Annotated in this window: 15 protein-coding genes; 6 read left to right on the top strand and 9 right to left on the bottom strand. The window is 36.9% G+C overall.

Annotated features, from left to right (window positions below):
* The first annotated feature begins 50 nt into the window (after positions 1 to 50).
* From ugpA to H710_RS02245, 3 genes are read left to right on the top strand one after another with little or no spacing between them, the layout of a single operon-like run.
* A complete protein-coding gene (gene ugpA, locus H710_RS02255) occupies positions 51 to 935 on the top strand; it encodes a sn-glycerol-3-phosphate ABC transporter permease UgpA (RefSeq protein ID WP_041849240.1) in 885 nt (294 codons plus the stop codon).
* A gap of 10 nt (positions 936 to 945) precedes the next feature.
* Positions 946 to 1,797, top strand: a complete 852-nt coding sequence (ugpE, locus tag H710_RS02250) for a sn-glycerol-3-phosphate ABC transporter permease UgpE (protein WP_041849239.1) — start codon at positions 946 to 948, stop codon at positions 1,795 to 1,797.
* Positions 1,798 to 1,799: 2 nt separating this feature from the next.
* On the top strand, positions 1,800 to 2,837 hold the full coding sequence (locus tag H710_RS02245) for a sn-glycerol-3-phosphate import ATP-binding protein UgpC (protein ID WP_041849238.1): 1,038 nt from the start codon (positions 1,800 to 1,802) through the stop codon (positions 2,835 to 2,837).
* A gap of 114 nt (positions 2,838 to 2,951) precedes the next feature.
* Here H710_RS02245 and H710_RS02240 read toward each other — a convergent pair whose 3' ends face one another.
* The 3 genes from H710_RS02240 to H710_RS02230 all read right to left on the bottom strand — a co-directional run bounded on the left by H710_RS02240 (position 2,952) and on the right by H710_RS02230 (position 6,830).
* Positions 2,952 to 3,674: a glycerophosphodiester phosphodiesterase gene (locus tag H710_RS02240; protein ID WP_041849237.1), complete on the bottom strand. Its 723-nt coding sequence runs from the start codon at positions 3,672 to 3,674 to the stop codon at positions 2,952 to 2,954.
* Positions 3,675 to 3,850: 176 nt separating this feature from the next.
* A complete protein-coding gene (guaA, locus tag H710_RS02235; RefSeq protein ID WP_041849494.1) occupies positions 3,851 to 5,407 on the bottom strand; it encodes a glutamine-hydrolyzing GMP synthase in 1,557 nt (518 codons plus the stop codon).
* Between the two features lie 136 nt (positions 5,408 to 5,543).
* The gene (locus tag H710_RS02230; protein WP_041849236.1) at positions 5,544 to 6,830 is read right to left on the bottom strand and encodes an RsmB/NOP family class I SAM-dependent RNA methyltransferase; all 1,287 of its coding nucleotides are present in this window, start codon (positions 6,828 to 6,830) and stop codon (positions 5,544 to 5,546) included.
* Between the two features lie 255 nt (positions 6,831 to 7,085).
* Between H710_RS02230 and H710_RS02225 the strand changes: the two genes are divergently transcribed.
* Positions 7,086 to 7,946: a universal stress protein gene (locus H710_RS02225; RefSeq protein ID WP_041849235.1), complete on the top strand. Its 861-nt coding sequence runs from the start codon at positions 7,086 to 7,088 to the stop codon at positions 7,944 to 7,946.
* Between the two features lie 262 nt (positions 7,947 to 8,208).
* On the opposite strand, the gene guaB is transcribed toward H710_RS02225, so the two are convergent.
* From guaB to H710_RS02210, 3 genes are all read right to left on the bottom strand, one after another.
* The gene (gene guaB, locus H710_RS02220; protein ID WP_041849234.1) at positions 8,209 to 9,708 is read right to left on the bottom strand and encodes an IMP dehydrogenase; all 1,500 of its coding nucleotides are present in this window, start codon (positions 9,706 to 9,708) and stop codon (positions 8,209 to 8,211) included.
* A 132-nt stretch (positions 9,709 to 9,840) separates the two neighbouring features.
* Positions 9,841 to 11,412 carry a phospholipase D family protein gene (locus tag H710_RS02215; protein ID WP_041849233.1) on the bottom strand — a complete coding sequence of 524 codons (1,572 nt, stop codon included), beginning with the start codon at positions 11,410 to 11,412 and terminating at the stop codon, positions 9,841 to 9,843.
* A gap of 389 nt (positions 11,413 to 11,801) precedes the next feature.
* The gene (locus H710_RS02210; protein WP_041849232.1) at positions 11,802 to 13,187 is read right to left on the bottom strand and encodes a sigma-54-dependent transcriptional regulator; all 1,386 of its coding nucleotides are present in this window, start codon (positions 13,185 to 13,187) and stop codon (positions 11,802 to 11,804) included.
* A 254-nt stretch (positions 13,188 to 13,441) separates the two neighbouring features.
* Here H710_RS02210 and H710_RS02205 point away from each other — a divergent pair, with 254 nt between their 5' ends.
* Positions 13,442 to 13,816 (top strand): hypothetical protein, encoded by a 375-nt coding sequence (locus H710_RS02205; protein ID WP_041849231.1) that lies wholly within the window; start codon positions 13,442 to 13,444, stop codon positions 13,814 to 13,816.
* A 238-nt stretch (positions 13,817 to 14,054) separates the two neighbouring features.
* On the opposite strand, the gene H710_RS02200 is transcribed toward H710_RS02205, so the two are convergent.
* Both H710_RS02200 and galU read right to left on the bottom strand, forming a co-directional pair.
* A complete protein-coding gene (locus H710_RS02200; RefSeq protein ID WP_041849230.1) occupies positions 14,055 to 15,047 on the bottom strand; it encodes a KpsF/GutQ family sugar-phosphate isomerase in 993 nt (330 codons plus the stop codon).
* A gap of 6 nt (positions 15,048 to 15,053) precedes the next feature.
* On the bottom strand, positions 15,054 to 15,938 hold the full coding sequence (gene galU, locus H710_RS02195) for a UTP--glucose-1-phosphate uridylyltransferase GalU (RefSeq protein ID WP_041849229.1): 885 nt from the start codon (positions 15,936 to 15,938) through the stop codon (positions 15,054 to 15,056).
* A 270-nt stretch (positions 15,939 to 16,208) separates the two neighbouring features.
* Here galU and H710_RS02190 point away from each other — a divergent pair, with 270 nt between their 5' ends.
* A complete protein-coding gene (locus tag H710_RS02190; protein ID WP_041849228.1) occupies positions 16,209 to 17,465 on the top strand; it encodes a lytic murein transglycosylase in 1,257 nt (418 codons plus the stop codon).
* Between the two features lie 441 nt (positions 17,466 to 17,906).
* On the opposite strand, the gene H710_RS02185 is transcribed toward H710_RS02190, so the two are convergent.
* Complete coding sequence (locus H710_RS02185) at positions 17,907 to 19,931, bottom strand: M3 family metallopeptidase (RefSeq protein WP_041849227.1); 2,025 nt, start codon at positions 19,929 to 19,931, stop codon at positions 17,907 to 17,909.
* Positions 19,932 to 20,220: the final 289 nt, after the last annotated feature.

The following is a 20,220-nucleotide window of genomic DNA, read 5'->3' as shown; positions in this document are numbered from 1 at the left end:
TTCAATCCTTTTGTACATACTTTAACGCCTCTTATTAAAGAGCATTGAAAATGCAAGAAAAATCTGCATATTTTAAAAATAGTTTACTCCCTTATTGGCTACTTTTTCCTCAGCTTTTTATTATTCTCCTGTTTTTTATCTGGCCTGCAGTGCAAGCAATAAAATCTTCTTTTGAACGCGAGGACCCCTTTGGTTTTACAACAACTTTTATTGGCTTTGAAAATTACGCAACAGTCTTATCTGATCCTTCTTATATAAAATCACTTCTCACAACTATAATATTTTCTACCTCTGTTACTTTTGTTGCGATGTCAATATCGCTTCTTTTAGCTGTCTCCGTTGATCGTGTGATCCGCTCAAAAAAAGTTTATACTATCCTTTTACTTTGGCCCTATGCAGTTGCTCCTGTGTTAGCAGGAATATTATGGTTATTTATTTTTCATCCAACTATTGGAATTTTTCCTGTTATCCTTGAAAAAATAGGAATTATATGGAACCATCGCATCAATGGAACGCATGCAATGATCCTTATTGTGATTGCTGCAAGTTGGCAACAAATCTCTTACAATTTTCTCTTTTTTCTTGCTGGACTTCAATCTATTCCGCGTTCTCAAATAGAAGCAGCAGCAATTGATGGAGCTACCCCTTTTAAGCGGTTTTGGACCGTAATCTTCCCACAAATTTCACCGACAAGCTTCTTCCTTCTCGTTGTCAATATCAATCATGCCATGTTCGATACATTTGGGATTATTGATAACATAACCTCTGGAGGACCTGCGCGTGCAACAAATACACTTGTCTACAAAGTCTATGACGACGGTTTCAGAAATCATATAATTGGTGCGTCAGCAGCACAATCAACACTATTAATGCTGATGGTTATTGTCTTAACATTTATCCAGTTTCGCTGGATCGAACGTCGCATACAATATTAAGAGAAAAATCATGGTTGAAAATCGTCCTTTTTTGACATTTCTGACTCATCTCATCCTCATTCTCGGTATTATCATTATTTTTTTTCCAGTTTATGTTGCGATTATCGCCTCAACCCATAATTCAATTGCATTTAGTACCGGCACACTTCCTCTTCTCCCAGGACAATATAGTTTCGAAAATTATAAAACTATCTTTGGTGATGGCATTGTACAACTCGGCCTTCCTCGCCTTTGGCCACTTTTAATGAACTCATTTATTATGGCTATTGGTATTAGTATTGGAAAAATTATTATTTCTCTTTTCTCTGCTTATGCAATCGTCTATATGCGCTTCCCTTTCCGCAAAACGGCATTTGCTCTCATTTTCATTACATTGATGCTCCCCATCGAAGTGCGCATCATTCCAACATACACAGTGGTCGCACAGCTAGGAATGATCAATACTTATGGTGGAATTATTATTCCATTGATCGCATCAGCAACCGCTACATTCCTGTTTCGTCAATTTTTTCTGACTGTTCCTGACGAACTTTTAGAAGCTGCGCGTATGGATGGTGCAGGACCGTTCAAATTTTTCAAAGATATTCTCTTGCCTCTTAGCAAAAGTAATATTGCCTCTTTATTTATCATTATGTTCATTTATGGATGGATACAGTATCTCTGGCCTCTTATTGTAACAACAGATAAAAATCACCAAACCATTCTTATTATTCTGAAACAGCTCGTGGTAGAGTCACTTCAACATAATCCTCAATGGAATATCCTTATGGCAGTATCGGTTGTTGCTATGATACCACCTGTTTTAATCGTCATTTGTATGCATCGGCTTTTTATTAAAGGCCTTATCGAAACGGAGAAATAACCGTGGCTACAATCCAATTATTGAATATAAAAAAGCAATATGACAATGACATTTTGGTTATTAATGATTTAAACTTAACTGTTGCCGATAGCGAATTTCTTGTCATTGTTGGCCCTTCAGGATGTGGAAAATCAACCTTATTACGCATCATCGCTGGACTTGAAAAAGTCACCTCAGGTGAACTCTATATTGATAATGAGCTTATCAATAATCGTGAACCAGCAGACCGTGATATTGCTATGGTCTTTCAAAATTACGCACTTTATCCACATATGACAGTACGTGGGAACCTGGAATATGGCCTCAAAAATCGTAAAACACCAAAAGAAGACATTAATAAGCGTATTGCACATGTTGCAAAACTTTTGGAAATAGAGCCATTTCTTGACCGTAAACCACGACAATTATCAGGAGGACAACGCCAACGTGTCGCAATGGGACGAGTTATTGTTCGCGAGCCACGCGTTTTTCTCTTTGATGAACCACTGTCAAATCTTGATGCAAAATTGCGTGCTCACATGTGTATTGAGATTAAAAAACTACAGCGTTCATTAAAAACGACTAGCCTTTACGTTACTCATGACCAACTAGAAGCTATGACATTAGCAGATAAAATGGTTGTTATGAATAAGGGGACTATCGAACAAATTGGAACCCCAATGGAAATTTATGATTGCCCTAAAACAATTTTTGTTGCGGATTTTATTGGCTCCCCTCCTATTAATTTTCTTGATCGTCAAGCTCTAGAAAAACACTTAGGCAATTTATTTTTTTGCAGCAAAGACACTGATATTTTAGCATTTAGACCAGAAGCAATCTTGTTAGGAGAATATCCAGACAAAGGTCCTATCTTTCACACGCAAATTGAATTCATTAAGCCTATAGGCACAGGTTGTCATGTTTTAACACGTTGGAATGATATCCTCTTTACCGTTGATATAAAGGAGCGCTTAACGAGTGATTATGGACAAAAATTAAACTTCACTGTCACATATCAAAATTTTCATACTTTTAACAAAAAAACTGGGAACCGTACATAACCAAAAAAGTTAAATTGGAATCTAAGAACTTTATCAATGACTAAATTTGCTTGTTTGTTCTTTTTTTGTGATCAAAATAGTCATTATATTTCAACAAAAATGATAGACAGATTTTCACCTTTGTGAACGCAATTGCAAAGCAAGATCGGGTTGGTCTGTTGTGATGTAATGCACAGGCATATCAAGCCAATGCGACAAACGCGCTGGCCCATTTATTGTCCATACACCGACAGTAAAACCAGCATCCAGTGCAGATTCAACAAAATCTTGCGATACAATTGAGCCATCTAAACTCAGATCAGAATACCCTAATTTTTTCCACCAAGAAAAACAGTGTAACATATCACCTTCAAAGCAATCAATACATGGTCCTGACGATATTCCTTCTTCTATAAAAGGGCGTAGACTAACAGCATCAAAACTAATGGCTGAAACACGGTCTACTAAACCTCGGCTCTTAATTAATTCCAGTGCTTTTTGAGACAAAATATATTCACGATCAACGTTACCATATGTTTTAATTTCAAGATGAAGAGCAACATTCGTTGGCACTAAAAGGTCAAGCAATTCTTCTAATAAAGGAGGAGATTCAGGACTTCCCTTTACACGGATTTGTTTGCGCATTTCATTATCCATATCGTGAATATATCCTGTTTGCCCGACCAATTGTTCAAGATGAAAATCATGAAATACAACCACTTCACCACTTTTTAGGAGATGAACATCACATTCAATTTCATCAACTCCCAATGCAATTGCATGACGAAAAGCCGAAAGTGTATTTTCAGAATAGAGATGAGCTCCACCACGATGCGCAACAATTTTCGGTTTAAGCATATATAATTTCACACTTCAAAATCTTAAATTCTATCCATTGAAATAAAATAAGACTGTGATTTGAATAACCACCATCAAATTCCACAACAATCTTTTTCAGATAATTGTTCTTTTTTATCAACCAATTTAAATGCAAAGTTCTAGATAATTCTGCATTCTTAAACACTTACACTTTATCATTCCCACTCAATAGTGCCAGGAGGCTTTGAAGTTATGTCATAAACAACGCGATTGATACCCCGAACTTCATTAATAATACGAGCTGCTGTCTTGCTTAAAAAATCCATATCGTGCGGATAAAAATCAGCAGTCATACCATCTATAGATGTTACAGCGCGAAGAGCACAAACAAACTCATACGTGCGTCCATCACCCATAACACCAACAGTTTGAACAGGAAGGAGAAGAGCAAAAGCCTGCCAAATTTTATCATAAAGCCCAGCTTTACGAATTTCATCAAGGTAAATAGCATCCGCTTTACGTAAAATTTCTAACTTTTCACGTGTAACCGTACCTGGACACCGAATTGCTAGACCAGGCCCTGGGAAAGGATGGCGTTTAATAAACTCTTCAGGCAAACCTAATTCTCTCCCTAAGGAGCGGACATCATCCTTAAATAGTTCACGTAACGGCTCCAGAAGTTTCATATTCATCCGTTCCGGCAATCCTCCTACATTATGATGGCTTTTAATCGTTATTGCTTCACCAATAGCCGAAACACTTTCAATAACATCTGGGTAAAGCGTTCCTTGTGCTAAAAACTCTGCACCACCTATTTTTTTGGTTTCTTCTTCAAAAACCTCAATAAAAAGATGACCTATCGTTTTGCGTTTTTTCTCTGGATCTGTCTCACCTTCCAACGCATTGATAAACATATCGGCAGCATTAACGTGAATAAGCTCTATATTATAATTATCACGAAATAATTTGAGAACTTCTTCTGCTTCATTTTTACGTATTAACCCATGATCTACAAAAATGCACGTCAGTTGATCTCCTATTGCTTCATGAAGCAATACAGCTGTAACGGATGAATCAACACCACCGGAAAGACCGCAGATCACACGATTTTTTCCAACTTTCTCACGTATCGTAGCAATCGCCTGATCACGATAAGCAGCCATTGACCAATTATTTTTAATCCCAGATATTTTACAGACAAAATTTTGCAAAAGTTTTGCACCATCTGGTGTATGAACAACTTCAGGATGAAACTGCACTGCATAAAAATTTCTCTTTTCATCAGCAATAGCAGCATAAGGAGCACCCTTTGATGTTCCGATAACACAAAAACCTTCCGGCAAAGCCGTCACTCGATCGCCATGACTCATCCAAACTTGTTGAGATGATCCTTTTTCCCACACACCATCAAAAAGCGTACTCTCTTCTTTTACCTCTAAAAAAGCACGCCCAAATTCACGCTCATGTCCAGCCTCCACCTTTCCGCCAAGCTGAACACACATAACTTGTTGACCATAACAAATACCAAAAACTGGAATGCCAGTTTCAAAAATTTCTATCGGAGCACGTGGTGAACCCTTATCAAGTGTTGAATAAGGACTACCCGATAAAATAACAGCTTTAGGCTTTATTCGATTGATTCCTTCTAAAGCTGATTGGAAAGGAACAATTTTGGAATAAACACCCATTGCACGTACCCGCCTTGCTATCAGCTGTGTAACTTGTGAACCAAAATCAATAATAAGAACAGTGTCTGAATGTGATGTATCCATAAAAAATGACCAACCAATAACTGCAAAAAATGGCAAATAAGATTTATTATTCAATCCTTCTCTTTTCAACAAGCCTATTCGTATGAAAAAAATGCTTTTTTAATAAAATTTATAATGAAAGAAATAAAGATAGAGATTAGTGCTCCTTTTGCAAAATAGATAAAAAGAAGCCATCTGTTTTCGTTGTTGCCGGTGATAAAGTGAGCCCATAGTTTGAAAATATTGGCTGCACAGTTGAAAAACCAAAATGCCACTGCCAACGCTCTCTCATATTTATTGGATGAAAATTCGAATGCTGTTGCAGAAACCTGGAAATTTGCTCTTCATTTTCATCAACAAAAAGAGAACATGTAATGTAAACTAAACGTCCACCTGGTTTAAGATAATCGAGACCCTGATTCAAAATAGCACATTGTTCTTCTTGGCGTTTCTGAACTTGCTTGCGCGTTAAACGCCATTTAAAATCTGGACGACGACGCCATGTCCCTGTGCCACTACAGGGTGCATCTAATAAAACTATATCCATCATCCCGATTAAGGGCTTTAACTCTTCTATATTCCCCCGTGGTTGTACATTACGAACACCTGCACGCCGAAGGCGATCAAAAATAGGAGACAAACGAACTTTGTCTGAATCATAAGCATAAATCTGCCCTCGATTGCCCATATGAGCAGACAAGGCCAAAGTTTTTCCACCAGCGCCTGCACAATAATCCAATAACTGCATACTTGCTTTTGCTTCTATAAGATGCGTGACAATTTGAGATCCTAAATCCTGTATCTCGAAGTGACCTCTTTGAAAAGAAGGCTCCACCTGGACATTAGGATGACGGTTAAACTGTTTAGTTGGCGCGATTCTTAACGCTTGTTGAAACCATGAAAAAGAATGCACTTTTGTTTTTTCTAGTTCCTTAAGCACCTTCTCTGGTGTTGCTTTCAAACTGTTTACACGCAAATCTAAAGAAGGACGTGTTGCCAAAGCAGCTGCTTCAAGAACCCAATTGTCAGAGAATACAGGATACAGATGAGCTTGACACCATTGGGGAACGTTGCTACGAATATAATCTGGTGCATCTTCTAATTGGCGTGTCTGCCATGACTGACGCTGTTTAGGGCCTAATAATTGTGGTGCAAATCGATCACCTGCTAAAACGCTATCAACTTGTTCAATCGTCATTCCACCAAAATCTAATAAAGTACCAAAAGCTAAATCTCGAATATCGTCACTATCCATACGCCATTGCAATGAATAACGTCGTCTTAAAGCATCATAAACAATTGTACCAATTGCTGCACGATCACTTGCTCCAGCAAAACGGTGAGAAAGCCCCCAATCTCTCAAAGCGTCACCTGCAAGACGATGCCTTACCTCTATCTCGTGTAAAACCTCTATTGCTGCCTGTAAACGCCCACCTAATCGCATTTATTTCTCCTATTCTAGCCTTTTTTTTATCTTTGCAAGTTAATCATTCTACCAATAACACTGATCCGCTTCATCACTATTGGCGAATAATAACTTGAAGATCACCCAAAATCTAAATGGCAAATTGAATACCCATAACACGAAACCCTAAAATATTTTACGCTTAAGAAAAATGGAACTATTCCTCCTTAATGTGCAACTGTTAACGAAAATTATGAGAAATTCCGTAAAATAAAAACATTGAGGAAGAATACAATGACAAAACCTATCCTTGCTCTCATTGATGCTTCAATTTATGCAAAACCTGTATGTGACTTAGCGCTATGGGCTGCGAAATCTATGCAAACAACAATTCGATTATTGTATGTCTTGGATAAAGCAGAAGAGGAAATTAGCTTACCAAAAGCCCAACAGACTAGTGATAATACAAAAAATACACTGATATCAGAACAACAAGATACCGACCTTTCTAAAGCACTCTTTGCCCAAAAAATCGGGCAAAAAGCTTTGGAAAAAGCAAAAAATTACCTCAATTCTCATAGTCAAATTGAAATTGAAACACGTCTGCGCCATGGAAATCTTTCTGATGCATTAAATATTTATAGTGATCAATCATCATTTATTGTCATGGGGAAACGTGGTGAACAAACAGAATCTGATACAAAGCAATTAGGTCGTAATTTTGAAAATGTTGTTCGTTCCTCTAAACTTCCAATCCTTGTTGCTTCAAGTCAATTTCGTCCTATTCAAAGAATTTTCATAGCTTTTGACGGTGGCCCATTGATCATGAATGCCATTGACTTTATTTGTAAACGAGAATTTTTCAAAGATGTAACCTTTATATTAGGTATGGCAGAAGATCAAATACAAGTCGTACAAGACAGTTTCAACGAAACATTAACACGATTACGATCTGCTCAATTTACCGTCGAATCACTCAAAACAGAAGATAATTTTGAACAAATGATCCTTCATAGTGTCCAAACACTTAATTTTGATATGCTACTGATGGGCGCTTTCCATCATTCAAAAATACATAATTTTTTCTTTGGCTCTAAAACCCAGAACATCATCCCTAAAACACCCATTCCCATTATGATCATGCGAGAATTATAAAAATTCTTTTATTATACAAAAAACAAATGTTTAACAGCCTAACCAAATAAGATGGCACTAAAATCAAACGTTCAAAAAATGAAAATAGTACGAAAACCAAACTTCTTTATTAATATATCTATCAAAAGAAATTTAATTGCGGTCATCTCATTCACCCCTTTCACATAGCCGAGATAATGATGACAAGAATCCCAAAAACTCTCTTACAACCGTTAATCTGAGAGATTTTTTTGTATTTCTATAGTAATATAGAAAATTTTAATTACGCAGGACCACGATAATTTGGGCTCTCACGAGTAATAGAAACATCATGTGTGTGGCTTTCATAAAGACCAGCATTGGTAATACGAACAAATGTTGATTTTTCACGAAACTCGTCTAGATTTTTTGCTCCAACATACCCCATAGAAGCGCGCAATCCTCCAGCTAGCTGATGCAAAACAGACGCTATAGGGCCCTTATAAGCGACCTGTCCCTCAACACCCTCAGGAACCAATTTGAGCTCATCACGGACTTCAGCCTGAAAATAACGATCTGCAGATCCCCTTGCCATAGCTCCAACCGACCCCATACCACGATACGCTTTAAAAGATCGACCTTGATAGAGATAAACTTCTCCAGGACTCTCTTCAGTACCAGCTAAAAGAGAACCAATCATAGCAGCGCAAGCTCCACCTGCTAAGGCTTTAGCAAAATCACCCGAAGACTTTATACCACCATCCGCAATAACCGGAATACCTGCCTTATTAGCAACTTCTGCAGCATCCATAATGGCTGAAAGCTGAGGCACACCAACACCTGAAACAATTCGCGTTGTACAAATCGAACCAGGACCAATACCCACTTTCACTGCATCAGCACCACGATCAATCAATGCCTGCGTTGCTTGTGATGTCGCCACATTACCAGCAATAACAGAAACAGAGAGCGCCATTTTTTTAATACGCTCAACCGTTTCTAATATGCGTTGAGAATGCCCGTGAGCTGTATCAATCACCAACACATCAACACCAGCATCAATTAATCGTTCAGCTCGCTTAATCCCATCATCCCCTACAGTAGTTGCAGCCGCAACTCGTAAACGTCCCTGAGAATCTTTAGTCGCACTTGGATACAATTGTGCCTTTTCAATATCTTTGACTGTCACCAAACCAACACAACGATTTTGTTCATCAACAACCAATAATTTTTCAATACGGTGATGATGTAAAAGGTATTTTGCTTCATCTAATTGAACATTCTCACGCACTGTAATCAAATTTTCATGCGTCATTAATTCATGGATTTTTTGTCTGGGATCTGATGCAAAGCGTACATCTCTATTCGTCAAAATACCAACAAGTCGGCCAACAACTCCACCTTTAGCACCATTTTCAACAACTGGAATACCGGAAATACCATGAAACCGCATTAAAGCCTTTGCTTCTTCAAGTGTAGCATCTGGCCCAATTGTTACTGGATTAACCACCATACCAGACTCAAACTTTTTCACCTGACGTACCGCTTCAGCTTGCTCTTCAGAAAGCATATTACGATGAATAACACCAAGGCCACCCGCCTGAGCCATAGCAATAGCCAAACGTGATTCTGTCACTGTATCCATAGCAGCAGAAAGCAACGGTAAATTAAGCTCAATATCAGCCGTAATACGTGTTTTTAGGTCCACTTGACTAGGCATAACAACAGAATAACCAGGCTGCAAAAGCACATCATCAAAGGTAAGCGCCAACATACCGGTTTTTGTTTCAACAATTTTTGCCATGACCAAATTCCCTTGATAATAGAAGAAACAACTTAAAGATGTAATTGTGTTTCTCATAAATTTTGGATTGGCGATGGATTATGCCATCCTATAAATAAAATAGAAAGAAAAATGTTTCTATGACATAAGAGTTTATAACTGTGATTCAATAGGCAGCCAACTTATTATTTTTGCAAAAACACGACGCCAAAAATTACTTTCTGGTTCATAATCAATACTATATCGCTTTTCATTTTCAATAAAATTCCAATAAATGCGATTATCATCACCTAGATGCAAATGATAGCTCATTTCACCTGTCGTTTCTTCAGAAAATAGCAAATCCAAGCTCTTTGTAATTGGCGCACATTCAAACAAAATACCCATTTCTGTATTTAAAGAAGCTGATCGAGGATCAAAATTAAAAGATCCAATAAAAGCAGTTTTATGATCAATCAAAAAAGCTTTTGTATGCAAACTTGCCTTATTAAATCTAAACAACCTTAACCGATGCTTACCTCCATCTGGCTTTAATTCATAAAGCTTCACACCACTTTTTAATAATGCCTTACGATAAGAAGCATAACCGCCATGCACGGCTGCTACATCTGTAGCCGCTAAAGAATTGGTAAGAATTTTAACATCAACACCTTTTGATACCAAATTACTAAAATTCTGTGTCCCTGCCTTACCAGGGACAAAATAAGGTGATGTAACCTGAAGCGTTTTTTTGGCCTCTCCAATAACTTGTGAAAGTACCTCCATCAGCCAATTTCCTGCTTTTTTGCGTAATGCTTTTTCTGGAGGATCAGAGAGCACATTAACTTTATCTGCAAGAAATAATTTTTTTCCTACTTGAAGAAAATGTTCAAAATTAACATATTGGCTGACATAATCCAGATAAACTTTTGCAGCTTTGGAATTACGAAAGTTTTGTAATTTATCTCTCCAATTGTCGAGGTCACTTAAACTCTTCGGGATAACTAAAGTATGAATAGGTAAAACCACAGAGCTATTCCAAAAAGCATCAAATATAGTTTCTACTGTTCGAACTGATGGACCAATTAACATTAAATCTAAATCACGAAAACTTGACTCTCTACCTGCATCAAAATAAGAATCTGCAATGTTCCGTCCTCCTATAAAAGCCATCCGTCCATCCACAATAAAAGCTTTATTGTGCATTCTGCGTGTCACAGTAATTGCCCGCAATATAATCTCTAAACTACGACGTAACCAGCCATTACGTGATCGCCCTGGATTAAACATTCTCACTTCAATATTTGGATGTTTATCAAGGGCAATATAAGCTGGATCACGTGCCTGAGCATTGATATCATCTAAAAGAAACCGCACACGTACACCACGATCTGCTGCTTCTATGACTTCGCTTAGTAATAAACGCCCAGTTAAATCATCATCCCAAATATAATACATTAGATCGAGACTGCGTTCAGCTTGTTCTACTCCCATTGCACGAACACAAAATGCGTCCAAATTGCTGACAATGAGTGAAAGAGCATCTTTATCAACCCCTAATCCATTCGTCTCCTTGGCCAATTGGCTCACTACACGATCAAGCTTGGTTTCATCTTCCTTAACATCAAATGCATAGGAACATTCTCCCTTGGCATTTTTGACAAAACGGCCATAAGTGTAAATCGCTAATATATAAGCAATAATAAAAAATATGATAGAACTGATAACAATATGTAGCAGTGTCAAAGGAATAAACTTTCTATTTTAAAGCTATTCTACACCCATGAGTATGTATAACAATACTAAAGCCGAATACTACCTTTTGCTACAAAAAATATAAAAACAACATTAATGATTCTAAGTTAGCTTTAGCACTCAAAAACGTAAAAATAGCTCTGATCATTTGTAAAAGCAGCTTTATCTGAAACAATAATCAGACTATAGAATAACATTAACAATGATACCATCAAATAAAATTGCATATGCCTGAAATTATAGACAACTTAAACTAAAAAATAAGAAAATTTTAAAATAAATAATGCTTTTTTTAAAATTAGAAAACTTCCATTTTTTTATCATAAAGAAATTATGTTTTTCCAAAATTAATTTCTATAATTGAAAATCCGTTATAGATCTTACTCCGTTGTTAATTGCTTATTGCCTTCATATTCATCCATCTTACGATAAAGTGTAGAACGCCCTACATTAAGACGGCGAGCAACTTCACTCATGCGTCTCTTATAATGCTTAACCGCCTTTTCAATAATATCGCGCTCCATCTCAGCGAAAGTACGAACATGTCCATTAATATTGAAAAATTTTATGAATTTTTCCTCGTAATACTCTTGAACAGTACTATCAATAACGTTTGAAGGGCTCACTAATGAATTTCCCATTAATTGTGGAAAATCCTTAATAGTTAACAACGGCCCCTCACTAAGTAAAACAGCACGAAACAGCAAATTCTCAAGTTCGTTATGATTACCAGGCCAATCATATTGCATAAGTAATGAAATAGCTGATCCCGCTAAACCATGTATATGTGATCGCCCTGTTTCCACAATAATGCGATCGATCAAGCGTTGAGAAATTTCTGGAAGAGCATCCCTTAATTCTCTTAAAGAAGGAATACTGATATGCAATTGGGAAAATTGTTCAAACAAGTTACGTAAAAAAAAGTCTTCCTTAACCAAATCCGTAAGCCGTGATGTTGAAGTAGCAATAATACGCAAAAATGGGGTTTGTTTTTTTGTGACTTCTACTTTCTCTTTAAAGTAATGTGCAAAACGCTTTTGCTGTATAGGCTCAAGTCGATCCACATCACAAAGGCAAAGTGTTCTCTTTTCAGAGGAAGAGATTAATGGCAAAAATTCTTCAAACCATACACGATTTTCTTCTTGTGGATCAGTAATAGGTAAACATTGAAAACGGATAAAAGGTCCCTCTGAAAACAAACTTTCATGATGAATAACACGAGCTAAAGTTTCATGATCAGTTCCTACTTCACCTTCTATTAAAAGATTCTGTGAGGAATTAGCAGCTCTTTTTGCTTGTTCTAAAAGCTCTTGGATTACATCACTTTTTATATGAAGATCAGAAAAACGTAAATGATTTTTATTTTTTTTCTGAATATAGTGAACTTCGCGCTTCAAAGCAGAAATCAATGAAAGATTATTCAAGGTGATTCTCAACCGCAATGGCGTTACTGGATAAATCCAATAATCCATAGCTCCAGCGCTTAAAGCTCTCTGAAGTGATTCTTCATCATCTTGTTTTGCAATAACAACAATAGGAATAAATACTCCAGCAGCTCTAACCATTGTAATCACATCACTCGCGCTTAAATCACTCATCACAACATCAAGCAACGCAAGTACAATATTTTTACGTCTGTGCAAAAGATCAATCGTACGTAAACTATTTTCTGCTTCAATAACACGGTGACCAAAACCTCGAAGCGTAGCAGAAAGCTTTATACGTTTCCCATGGTCTTCACTCGCAACAAGAATGGGACCAATCATGACTTAATAATCTCCTCTGAGATTACTGAGTATACTATATTAGAATCGTCGCAAACCATAAGAATATATTTTCATCTCTTGTGTCCCGCGTGTTTACTCTATTAAGCTCTTCACTAAATACAACATTAAGACATTTTTTGCCAACTTTTTACTTTTTCATTGATTTTCATCAAAAGTCTCATATTGACTAAGAATAACTTAACAACAATTGTCGTGATTTGACACAAAAATTAAAAACAAATAGAGTGTAACAAATGAAGTATATCTACAGTATCTCATGTCTTATAATCACTGCTTTGCTACTAGTGGCCTGTAGTTTTTCGCAGTATTATGGGCAATACCCATTTGTAAAAGATATACCAAATGGAATTGATGGGGAGTGGATTGATACAAATGGTATCGTTTCTTCTTTCCATAATGGCATTTTTGAAACACGGACGGAAGATACAAAAGAAAAATTATCAGAAGGCACTTACAACTATGTCAATACTCAACATGTAGAAATTGAAATACACTCAATTCTCCGTGGAACCATATCGCGAACGGATTGCACAATATCAAACAATACAATGCAACTTTTCTGCACATCAAGTAATGGCTTACAATTTTCTCTTAAACGCAAAATTTAAATAAAAAACCAAGATATCTTATAAAGAAGTTTATCAAGAGGATAGGGATGTCTTCCCCTTTAAAGAAGGGAGAGGATATGTCAATCTACATAACGACCCTTTAAAAAGGCTGCAAAATGTCCATATGAAGCGAATAATCTTTAATTAGAGATATAAAGATAATCATCTCTCTTCACAAGGTTGATTCTATCCTGCTATCAAGTGGTAAGAACTTTACTTGATAGCAACAGTTTTCAATTTAAGCAGCACCAACACGTAAAAGATCATGAAAATGAACGATCCCGACGGGTTTTTTATTTTCAACTACAAAAAATGCACCAATATGATGATCATGAATAAAAGCTATAGCAGTACCAACCAATGCATCTGGACTCAAAATTTTTGGATCCTTTGTCATCATTCCATCAACATTAAATTGTGACAAATCACGATCAATATTGCGTGCAAGATCACCATCCGTCACAATCCCAATCAATTCACCTTGTTGATTCACAACACCAACACAACCAAAACGTTTTTCAACCAAAATACTCATTGCTTCAGTTATGAGCGTGCCCTGTATAACTAAAGGAATATTATCACCCTGATGCATAATATCACGCACATATTTAAGATGTGCACCAAGAAAACCTCCAGGATGATAAATCTTAAAATCTGTCGCAGTAAAGCCACGCATTTCCAAAAGAGCAACAGCCAATGCATCACCCATCGCTAATTGCATAATTGTCGAAGTTGTTGGAGCGAGCCCGTGGGGACAAGCCTCTTCTGCCTTTGGTAACAATAATACAATGTCAGCCTGTCTTCCTAATGCAGAGTTTTCACCCGATGTTATTGCAATAAGCGGTGTACGAAAACGCTTAGCATAATTTATAATACCACTTAATTCAGTAGTTTCACCGGACCACGATACAGCAAGAATAACATCACTAAAACTAATCATACCAAGATCACCATGATTAGCTTCTGTAGCATGTACAAAAAAAGCAGGTGTTCCAGTTGAAGCTAACGTTGCAGCAATTTTTGCTCCTATATGACCACTTTTACCAAGCCCAGTGATCACTACACGACCCTTAGCATCCCTAATAGTTTGAACGGCTTCTTTAAAAGAATGAGAAAGACTCTTAAGAAGAGCTTTTTCAAGAACAGCAAGTCCCTGTTTTTCCCTAGAAATCGTTTTAAGCGCTGATGTAACCGCGCATTTTAAGGCTAACATATCAACAGACTGTGTCATCGTAATCTAAACTTTTACCGTCTCCAATAAATTTTTTAATGAAGCAGAAACTTGTTGACACAAATCTGTACGTGCTAAAGCAAATGCAACATTGGCCTCAATAAAACCAGTTTTAGAACCACAATCAAAAGTTTTCCCATCCAACTGAAAACCAAAAAAAGCTTGCTTACCTGAAAGCAGCACCATAGCATCTGTCAACTGAATTTCATTTCCTGCTCCTCGTTCTTGACTAGAAAGAATATCAAATATTTCTGGTTGCAAAATATAACGTCCATTGATGTATAAATTAGATGGAGCTGTTCCTTTTTCTGGTTTTTCTACCATCTGTGTAATTTCAAAACCATTCGCAATTTGTTTTCCTTTGCCAACAATACCATATTTATGAGCATCTTCAGCATGACACTCCTGAACAGCAACGATATTTCCTCCTTGCGTTTTTTCATAAAGATGCATCATTTCAGAAAGGCATCCTTTTTTAGCTTGCATCAACATGTCTGGTAACAATAAGGCAAAAGGTTCCTTGCCAACCAATTCACGTGCGCACCAAAGAGCATGCCCAAGCCCTAAGGGTTGCTGTTGTCGAGTAAAAGACGTCATCCCTGGTTGCGGCTGTAAATCTTGTAAATGCTGCAGTTCTTCTTTTTTGCTACGCTCAGCAAGTGTTGCATAAAGCTCAACCTGAGCATCAAAATAATCTTCTATCACTGCTTTATTGCGCCCAGTGACAAAAATAAGATGCTCAATACCAGCCTCAAGAGCTTCATCTACTACATATTGAATAACAGGCTTATCAACAATGGTCAGCATTTCTTTAGGAATTGTTTTTGTTGCTGGAAGAAAACGAGTACCAAGACCTGCTACGGGAAAGACTGCTTTACGAATCTTTTGCACACTGACTCTCCTGATTGTAAACATGATATTTCACGGTATAACTTTTTGACTCAATGTTGTTATCATCTCTTAACGAAAACATTAAGAATATATTTTACTATCTCAATTGCAATTATAAAGGACACGGGTAGGAAAATTGGATTAGAATATTTTCAATGTAACATGGTTTATTTTAAATTCTTTGTTTAACTTGGCAGCATACTCTACAAACCCAAATACGAAAATGAAATGACCTCAATCGAAATAATTTAACATTGACGGAAATAAAAAATGCAAAAAGTAGAGCTTAGTACATTCGCCTTTTCAAGGCAATTAATAAATTGGAGACTTCTTATCATTGGTTTCGCTTTTGTGGTTTTTACTTCTTTAATGCTTTTTTCCTCGCATACATATGCTAACAGTGGCTTTAAAATTTGGATTCAAGAATTTAAAAAAACAGCTTTAGCTAACAATATTTCGTCAGCCACATTCGATATAGCATTCGAAACAGTTCAGGCAATTGATCCAGAAGTATTAGAGAGAGCAACCTATCAACCAGAGTTTGTTGATTCTCCTTGGAACTACTTTGATAATCGTATTCATGATATTGCGATTATAGGAGGACGGAATCAGGCAAAAAAATGGAAAACATGGCTCGATAAAATTGAAAAACGTTTTGGCGTTAACAGTAATATCATCCTTGCCATTTGGTCAATGGAAAGTAACTATGGAAAAGCCTTAGAAAACAAGAGGATGATGCGTGATGCTATTCGTTCCCTTGCAACTTTAGCCTATGCTGATAAAAAACGCGAAAAATATGCACGTACGCAACTTATCGCTGCTATGAAAATTCTTCAAAGTGGTGTAATTCATCGCTCTCAACTTACCGGATCTTGGGCTGGTGCATTAGGGCATACACAATTTATCCCAAGCAGTTATCTTGCTTATGCCGTTGACATGGACGGAAGTGGACATTGCGATATCTGGACATCAATTCCAGATGCGCTTGCTACAGCTGCTAATCTTCTCCACATGAACGGTTGGCAACCTGGCCTTCATTGGGGATTTGAAGTCAAGTTACCGCATGGGAAACAATTGCCTGATGATAAGCTTTCCTTTGCACAATGGACAAAACTCGGTGTTCAAAATGCGAATGGGAAACCCTTTCCTTCTCCTTCTGAATATGCAACACTGAAATTACCTAATGGCCCTGAGGGACCTGCATTTTTGGTAACAAAAAATTTCTTTGTTTTGAAACGTTATAATAATGCGGATCGCTATGCTTTCGCTGTTTCTCTCCTTGCTAACCGTATTGCTGGACACTCCGGATTAGTACAAGATTGGAATCGGCCATTTAAGCCTATTAATTTCCAGGAGCGCATGGAATTACAATCTCACTTAGCTAAGCTTGGTCATTATAAAGGAGAAATTGACGGTAAAATTGGTACAGCTTCCCAAAAAGCAATCAAAGATTTTCAGCTTCTCCATGGCTTAGAAGTCAACGGATACCCAAATTATGAAGTTCTTTTACTGCTTAGGAAACAATAATTTTGAATAAAATTCTCATTCCTCTTCTGTTGGGTACAGTTGATTTTTCTATTTTTTTATAGCGTTGAGGGCCATAAAAAACTCTAACAAAGCGCATGTTTTTACAGTGTTGTTTAATTTAAACGTAAACAATAATGGTCGCTTCAACAATAACTGCAAATAACAGGGAGAAGGCCTGTTTCTAGCTTTTAAGTTATTTATAAAAATTTTCTGTTATCCCTAACAAAAGCAAAGGATAAAACTAAGATTGGAAATTTATAACTGTGAAAAGCTTTATAAAACGCCTTTATTAGAAAATTTGTATAAAATTAGCTGCCTACTCACATGCACAAAAGTTCGACAAAAAAAGCCAGCACAATGGCCTATTTCATGAGGAAATACGATATTTTTATAACTCAAAGCAAAAACTAATATAGCTCGCGCTATATTGGTTATAATTTTTTACAAGCCACGTTTTTCAATCATCGCCTCTGATGAAGGCAATCGCCCCCGAAAAGCTACATAAAGCTCTTCTGGATCACAACTACCTCCTGCAGAATAGATAAAGCGCTTTAGTCGCTCAGCAAGCTCTGGGTGAAAAACGTCGCCTGTTTCTTCAAAAGCTTGGAAAGCATCAGCATCAAGCACTTCCGACCACATATAAGAATAATAACCAGCAGCATAACCATCCCCTGAAAATATATGCGTAAAATGCGGAGGACGATGACGCATAGCAATTGTATCAGGCATTTTCAGTTTTTCTAATTCGTTATGCTCAAATAATGCCGGATCATCTACTATTTCTCCCCTATGAAAGGCCATATCAACTAAAGCTGATGAAATAAATTCAACTGCACAAAAACCGGCATTAAATTTATGTGCTAATGCAATTTTATTTAATAAATCTTGTGGCATAGGAAGGCCTGTCTTCACATGCGTAGCGTAAGATTTTAATATCTCTGGCACAGTCAACCAATGTTCGTAAAGTTGAGAGGGCAACTCAACAAAATCACGAGAAACTGATGTTCCTGCTACAGATGGCCATGTTACATTAGAAAGCAAACCATGCAACGCATGCCCAAATTCATGAAAAAGTGTACGCGCATCATCCAGCGACAAAAGAGCTGCCTCCCCTTTAGGTGGCTTAACAAAATTACAAACATTATAAATGATAGGCTTTTGTCCACTACCTAATTTATGCTGCGATTGCAGCTTACTCATCCATGCACCAGACCTCTTTGAAGAACGCGCAAAATAATCACCAATAAAGTGTCCAAGCAAACTCCCATCAGATTTTTTTACTTCCCACAAACGTACATCAGGGTGCCAAAGCACTGTAGACGTTTTTTCTTCAAATGAAATTCCAAAAAGTTTTCCTGCAACCGAAAATGCTGCTTCAATCATACGGTCCAACTGAAAATAATGTTTGATCTCAGCTTCATCGAAAGAAAATTTTTCAGCACGTAATTTTTCAGCATAATAACGCCAATCCCAAGCAGCTAAAAATTCATTATTTCCCTGATTTTCTGAAAAACTTTGTAATTCAGCCTGCTCAGCAGCAGCTTTATCTCTTGCTCGCTCCCACACAGGTATGAGCAAATGCATAACTGAATCCACGCTCTTGGCCATAGTATTATCGAGTTTTAAATCTGCGAAAGATTTATATCCTAGCAATTTAGCTTTTTCATCTCGAAGCTTGATAATCTCTACAATAATCTTTCGATTATTATTATCATTGCTATTTTCACCACGTTTAGACCAAGCTTGAAACACTATTTTACGTAAATCACGACGATGCGAAAATTTCAAAAAAGGTTCAACGATCGATCGTGTCAATGTTAGCGCATAAACTCCATCACGCCCCTTTTCACATGCAACTTCTTTCATTGAAGAAACCAGATCATCAGGTAAACCAGATAAATCTGTTTTTTCTAAAAACAAAACCCATTCAGCTTCATCTTTTAACACATGTTGACCAAAAGTAGCGTTTAGGAGAGCAAGCTTTTCATTGATTTCAGCAAAGTGTTTCTTACCTTTTTCATCAAGTTTTGCACCATTATATATAAACTGTTTCCACCCTTGCTCAATCACGCGCTTCGTTTCACCATCATACGCATTCTGCTGCGCTTGTTTATAAAGCACATCCATTTTCATAAAGATGCGGGTATCCATCATAATTTTTGACGAATAACGAGAAAGCTTTACAACAAATTCTTGTTCTAATTGCCGAATCAACGCATTGCTATGCGCACCTGAGCGCATGAAAAATATTGAACACACACGATCAAGTGCCCTTCCAGAAAGCTCAAAAGGTTGCAAAAAATTCTCAAATGTTGGTGTTTCTGCTATAGATGCAATTTTTTCTATTTCTGCTTCAGCTTCTTTAAGTGCTTGCTCAAAAGCAGGCTTAAAATCATCATCACTTATTAAAGAAAAATCTGGAAGCCCTGAAAACCCTGCCCAATCCAACACTGCCTCTTTCGTCATGATTATTCTATACCTCCTATAAAATTTGTAAAATAACAACTTTTACAATATGTATTGACTATACTATAAAATTATCCAATGCGCTTCAAAACAGTCTCTTAAACCCATATTTTTAATACAAAAAATAAAAAACACTTTACTTATAAAAGATAGATAAAAATAAAAGCTCTATTTATTGCGAAGATGAAACTGTTTATAGCCTGTGATCTATCCTTGACTTTAGTTTAAATATTAACAATTGAGGAAGAAATGGAGCGGGACTTTCTTTTAATTTCCTATAATTTTAATT

The organism is Bartonella bacilliformis Ver097, assembly GCF_000709795.1.
GTDB lineage: Bacteria > Pseudomonadota > Alphaproteobacteria > Rhizobiales > Rhizobiaceae > Bartonella > Bartonella bacilliformis_A.
The sequence above is the reverse complement of the archived record's forward strand: the minus strand, read 5'-3'. Positions and strand labels throughout refer to the sequence as shown.

Coding starts and splice junctions, on each gene's coding strand:
- ugpA (WP_041849240.1), top strand. CDS start 51: ATGCAAGAAAAATCTGCATATTTTAAAAATAGTTTACTCCCTTATTGG.
- H710_RS02190 (WP_041849228.1), top strand. CDS start 16,209: ATGCAAAAAGTAGAGCTTAGTACATTCGCCTTTTCAAGGCAATTAATA.
- H710_RS02230 (WP_041849236.1), bottom strand. CDS start 6,830: ATGCGATTAGGTGGGCGTTTACAGGCAGCAATAGAGGTTTTACACGAG.
- guaA (WP_041849494.1), bottom strand. CDS start 5,407: ATGGATACATCACATTCAGACACTGTTCTTATTATTGATTTTGGTTCA.
- ugpE (WP_041849239.1), top strand. CDS start 946: ATGGTTGAAAATCGTCCTTTTTTGACATTTCTGACTCATCTCATCCTC.
- H710_RS02185 (WP_041849227.1), bottom strand. CDS start 19,931: ATGACGAAAGAGGCAGTGTTGGATTGGGCAGGGTTTTCAGGGCTTCCA.
- H710_RS02225 (WP_041849235.1), top strand. CDS start 7,086: ATGACAAAACCTATCCTTGCTCTCATTGATGCTTCAATTTATGCAAAA.
- H710_RS02205 (WP_041849231.1), top strand. CDS start 13,442: ATGAAGTATATCTACAGTATCTCATGTCTTATAATCACTGCTTTGCTA.
- H710_RS02210 (WP_041849232.1), bottom strand. CDS start 13,187: ATGATTGGTCCCATTCTTGTTGCGAGTGAAGACCATGGGAAACGTATA.
- H710_RS02240 (WP_041849237.1), bottom strand. CDS start 3,674: ATGCTTAAACCGAAAATTGTTGCGCATCGTGGTGGAGCTCATCTCTAT.
- guaB (WP_041849234.1), bottom strand. CDS start 9,708: ATGGCAAAAATTGTTGAAACAAAAACCGGTATGTTGGCGCTTACCTTT.
- H710_RS02200 (WP_041849230.1), bottom strand. CDS start 15,047: ATGACACAGTCTGTTGATATGTTAGCCTTAAAATGCGCGGTTACATCA.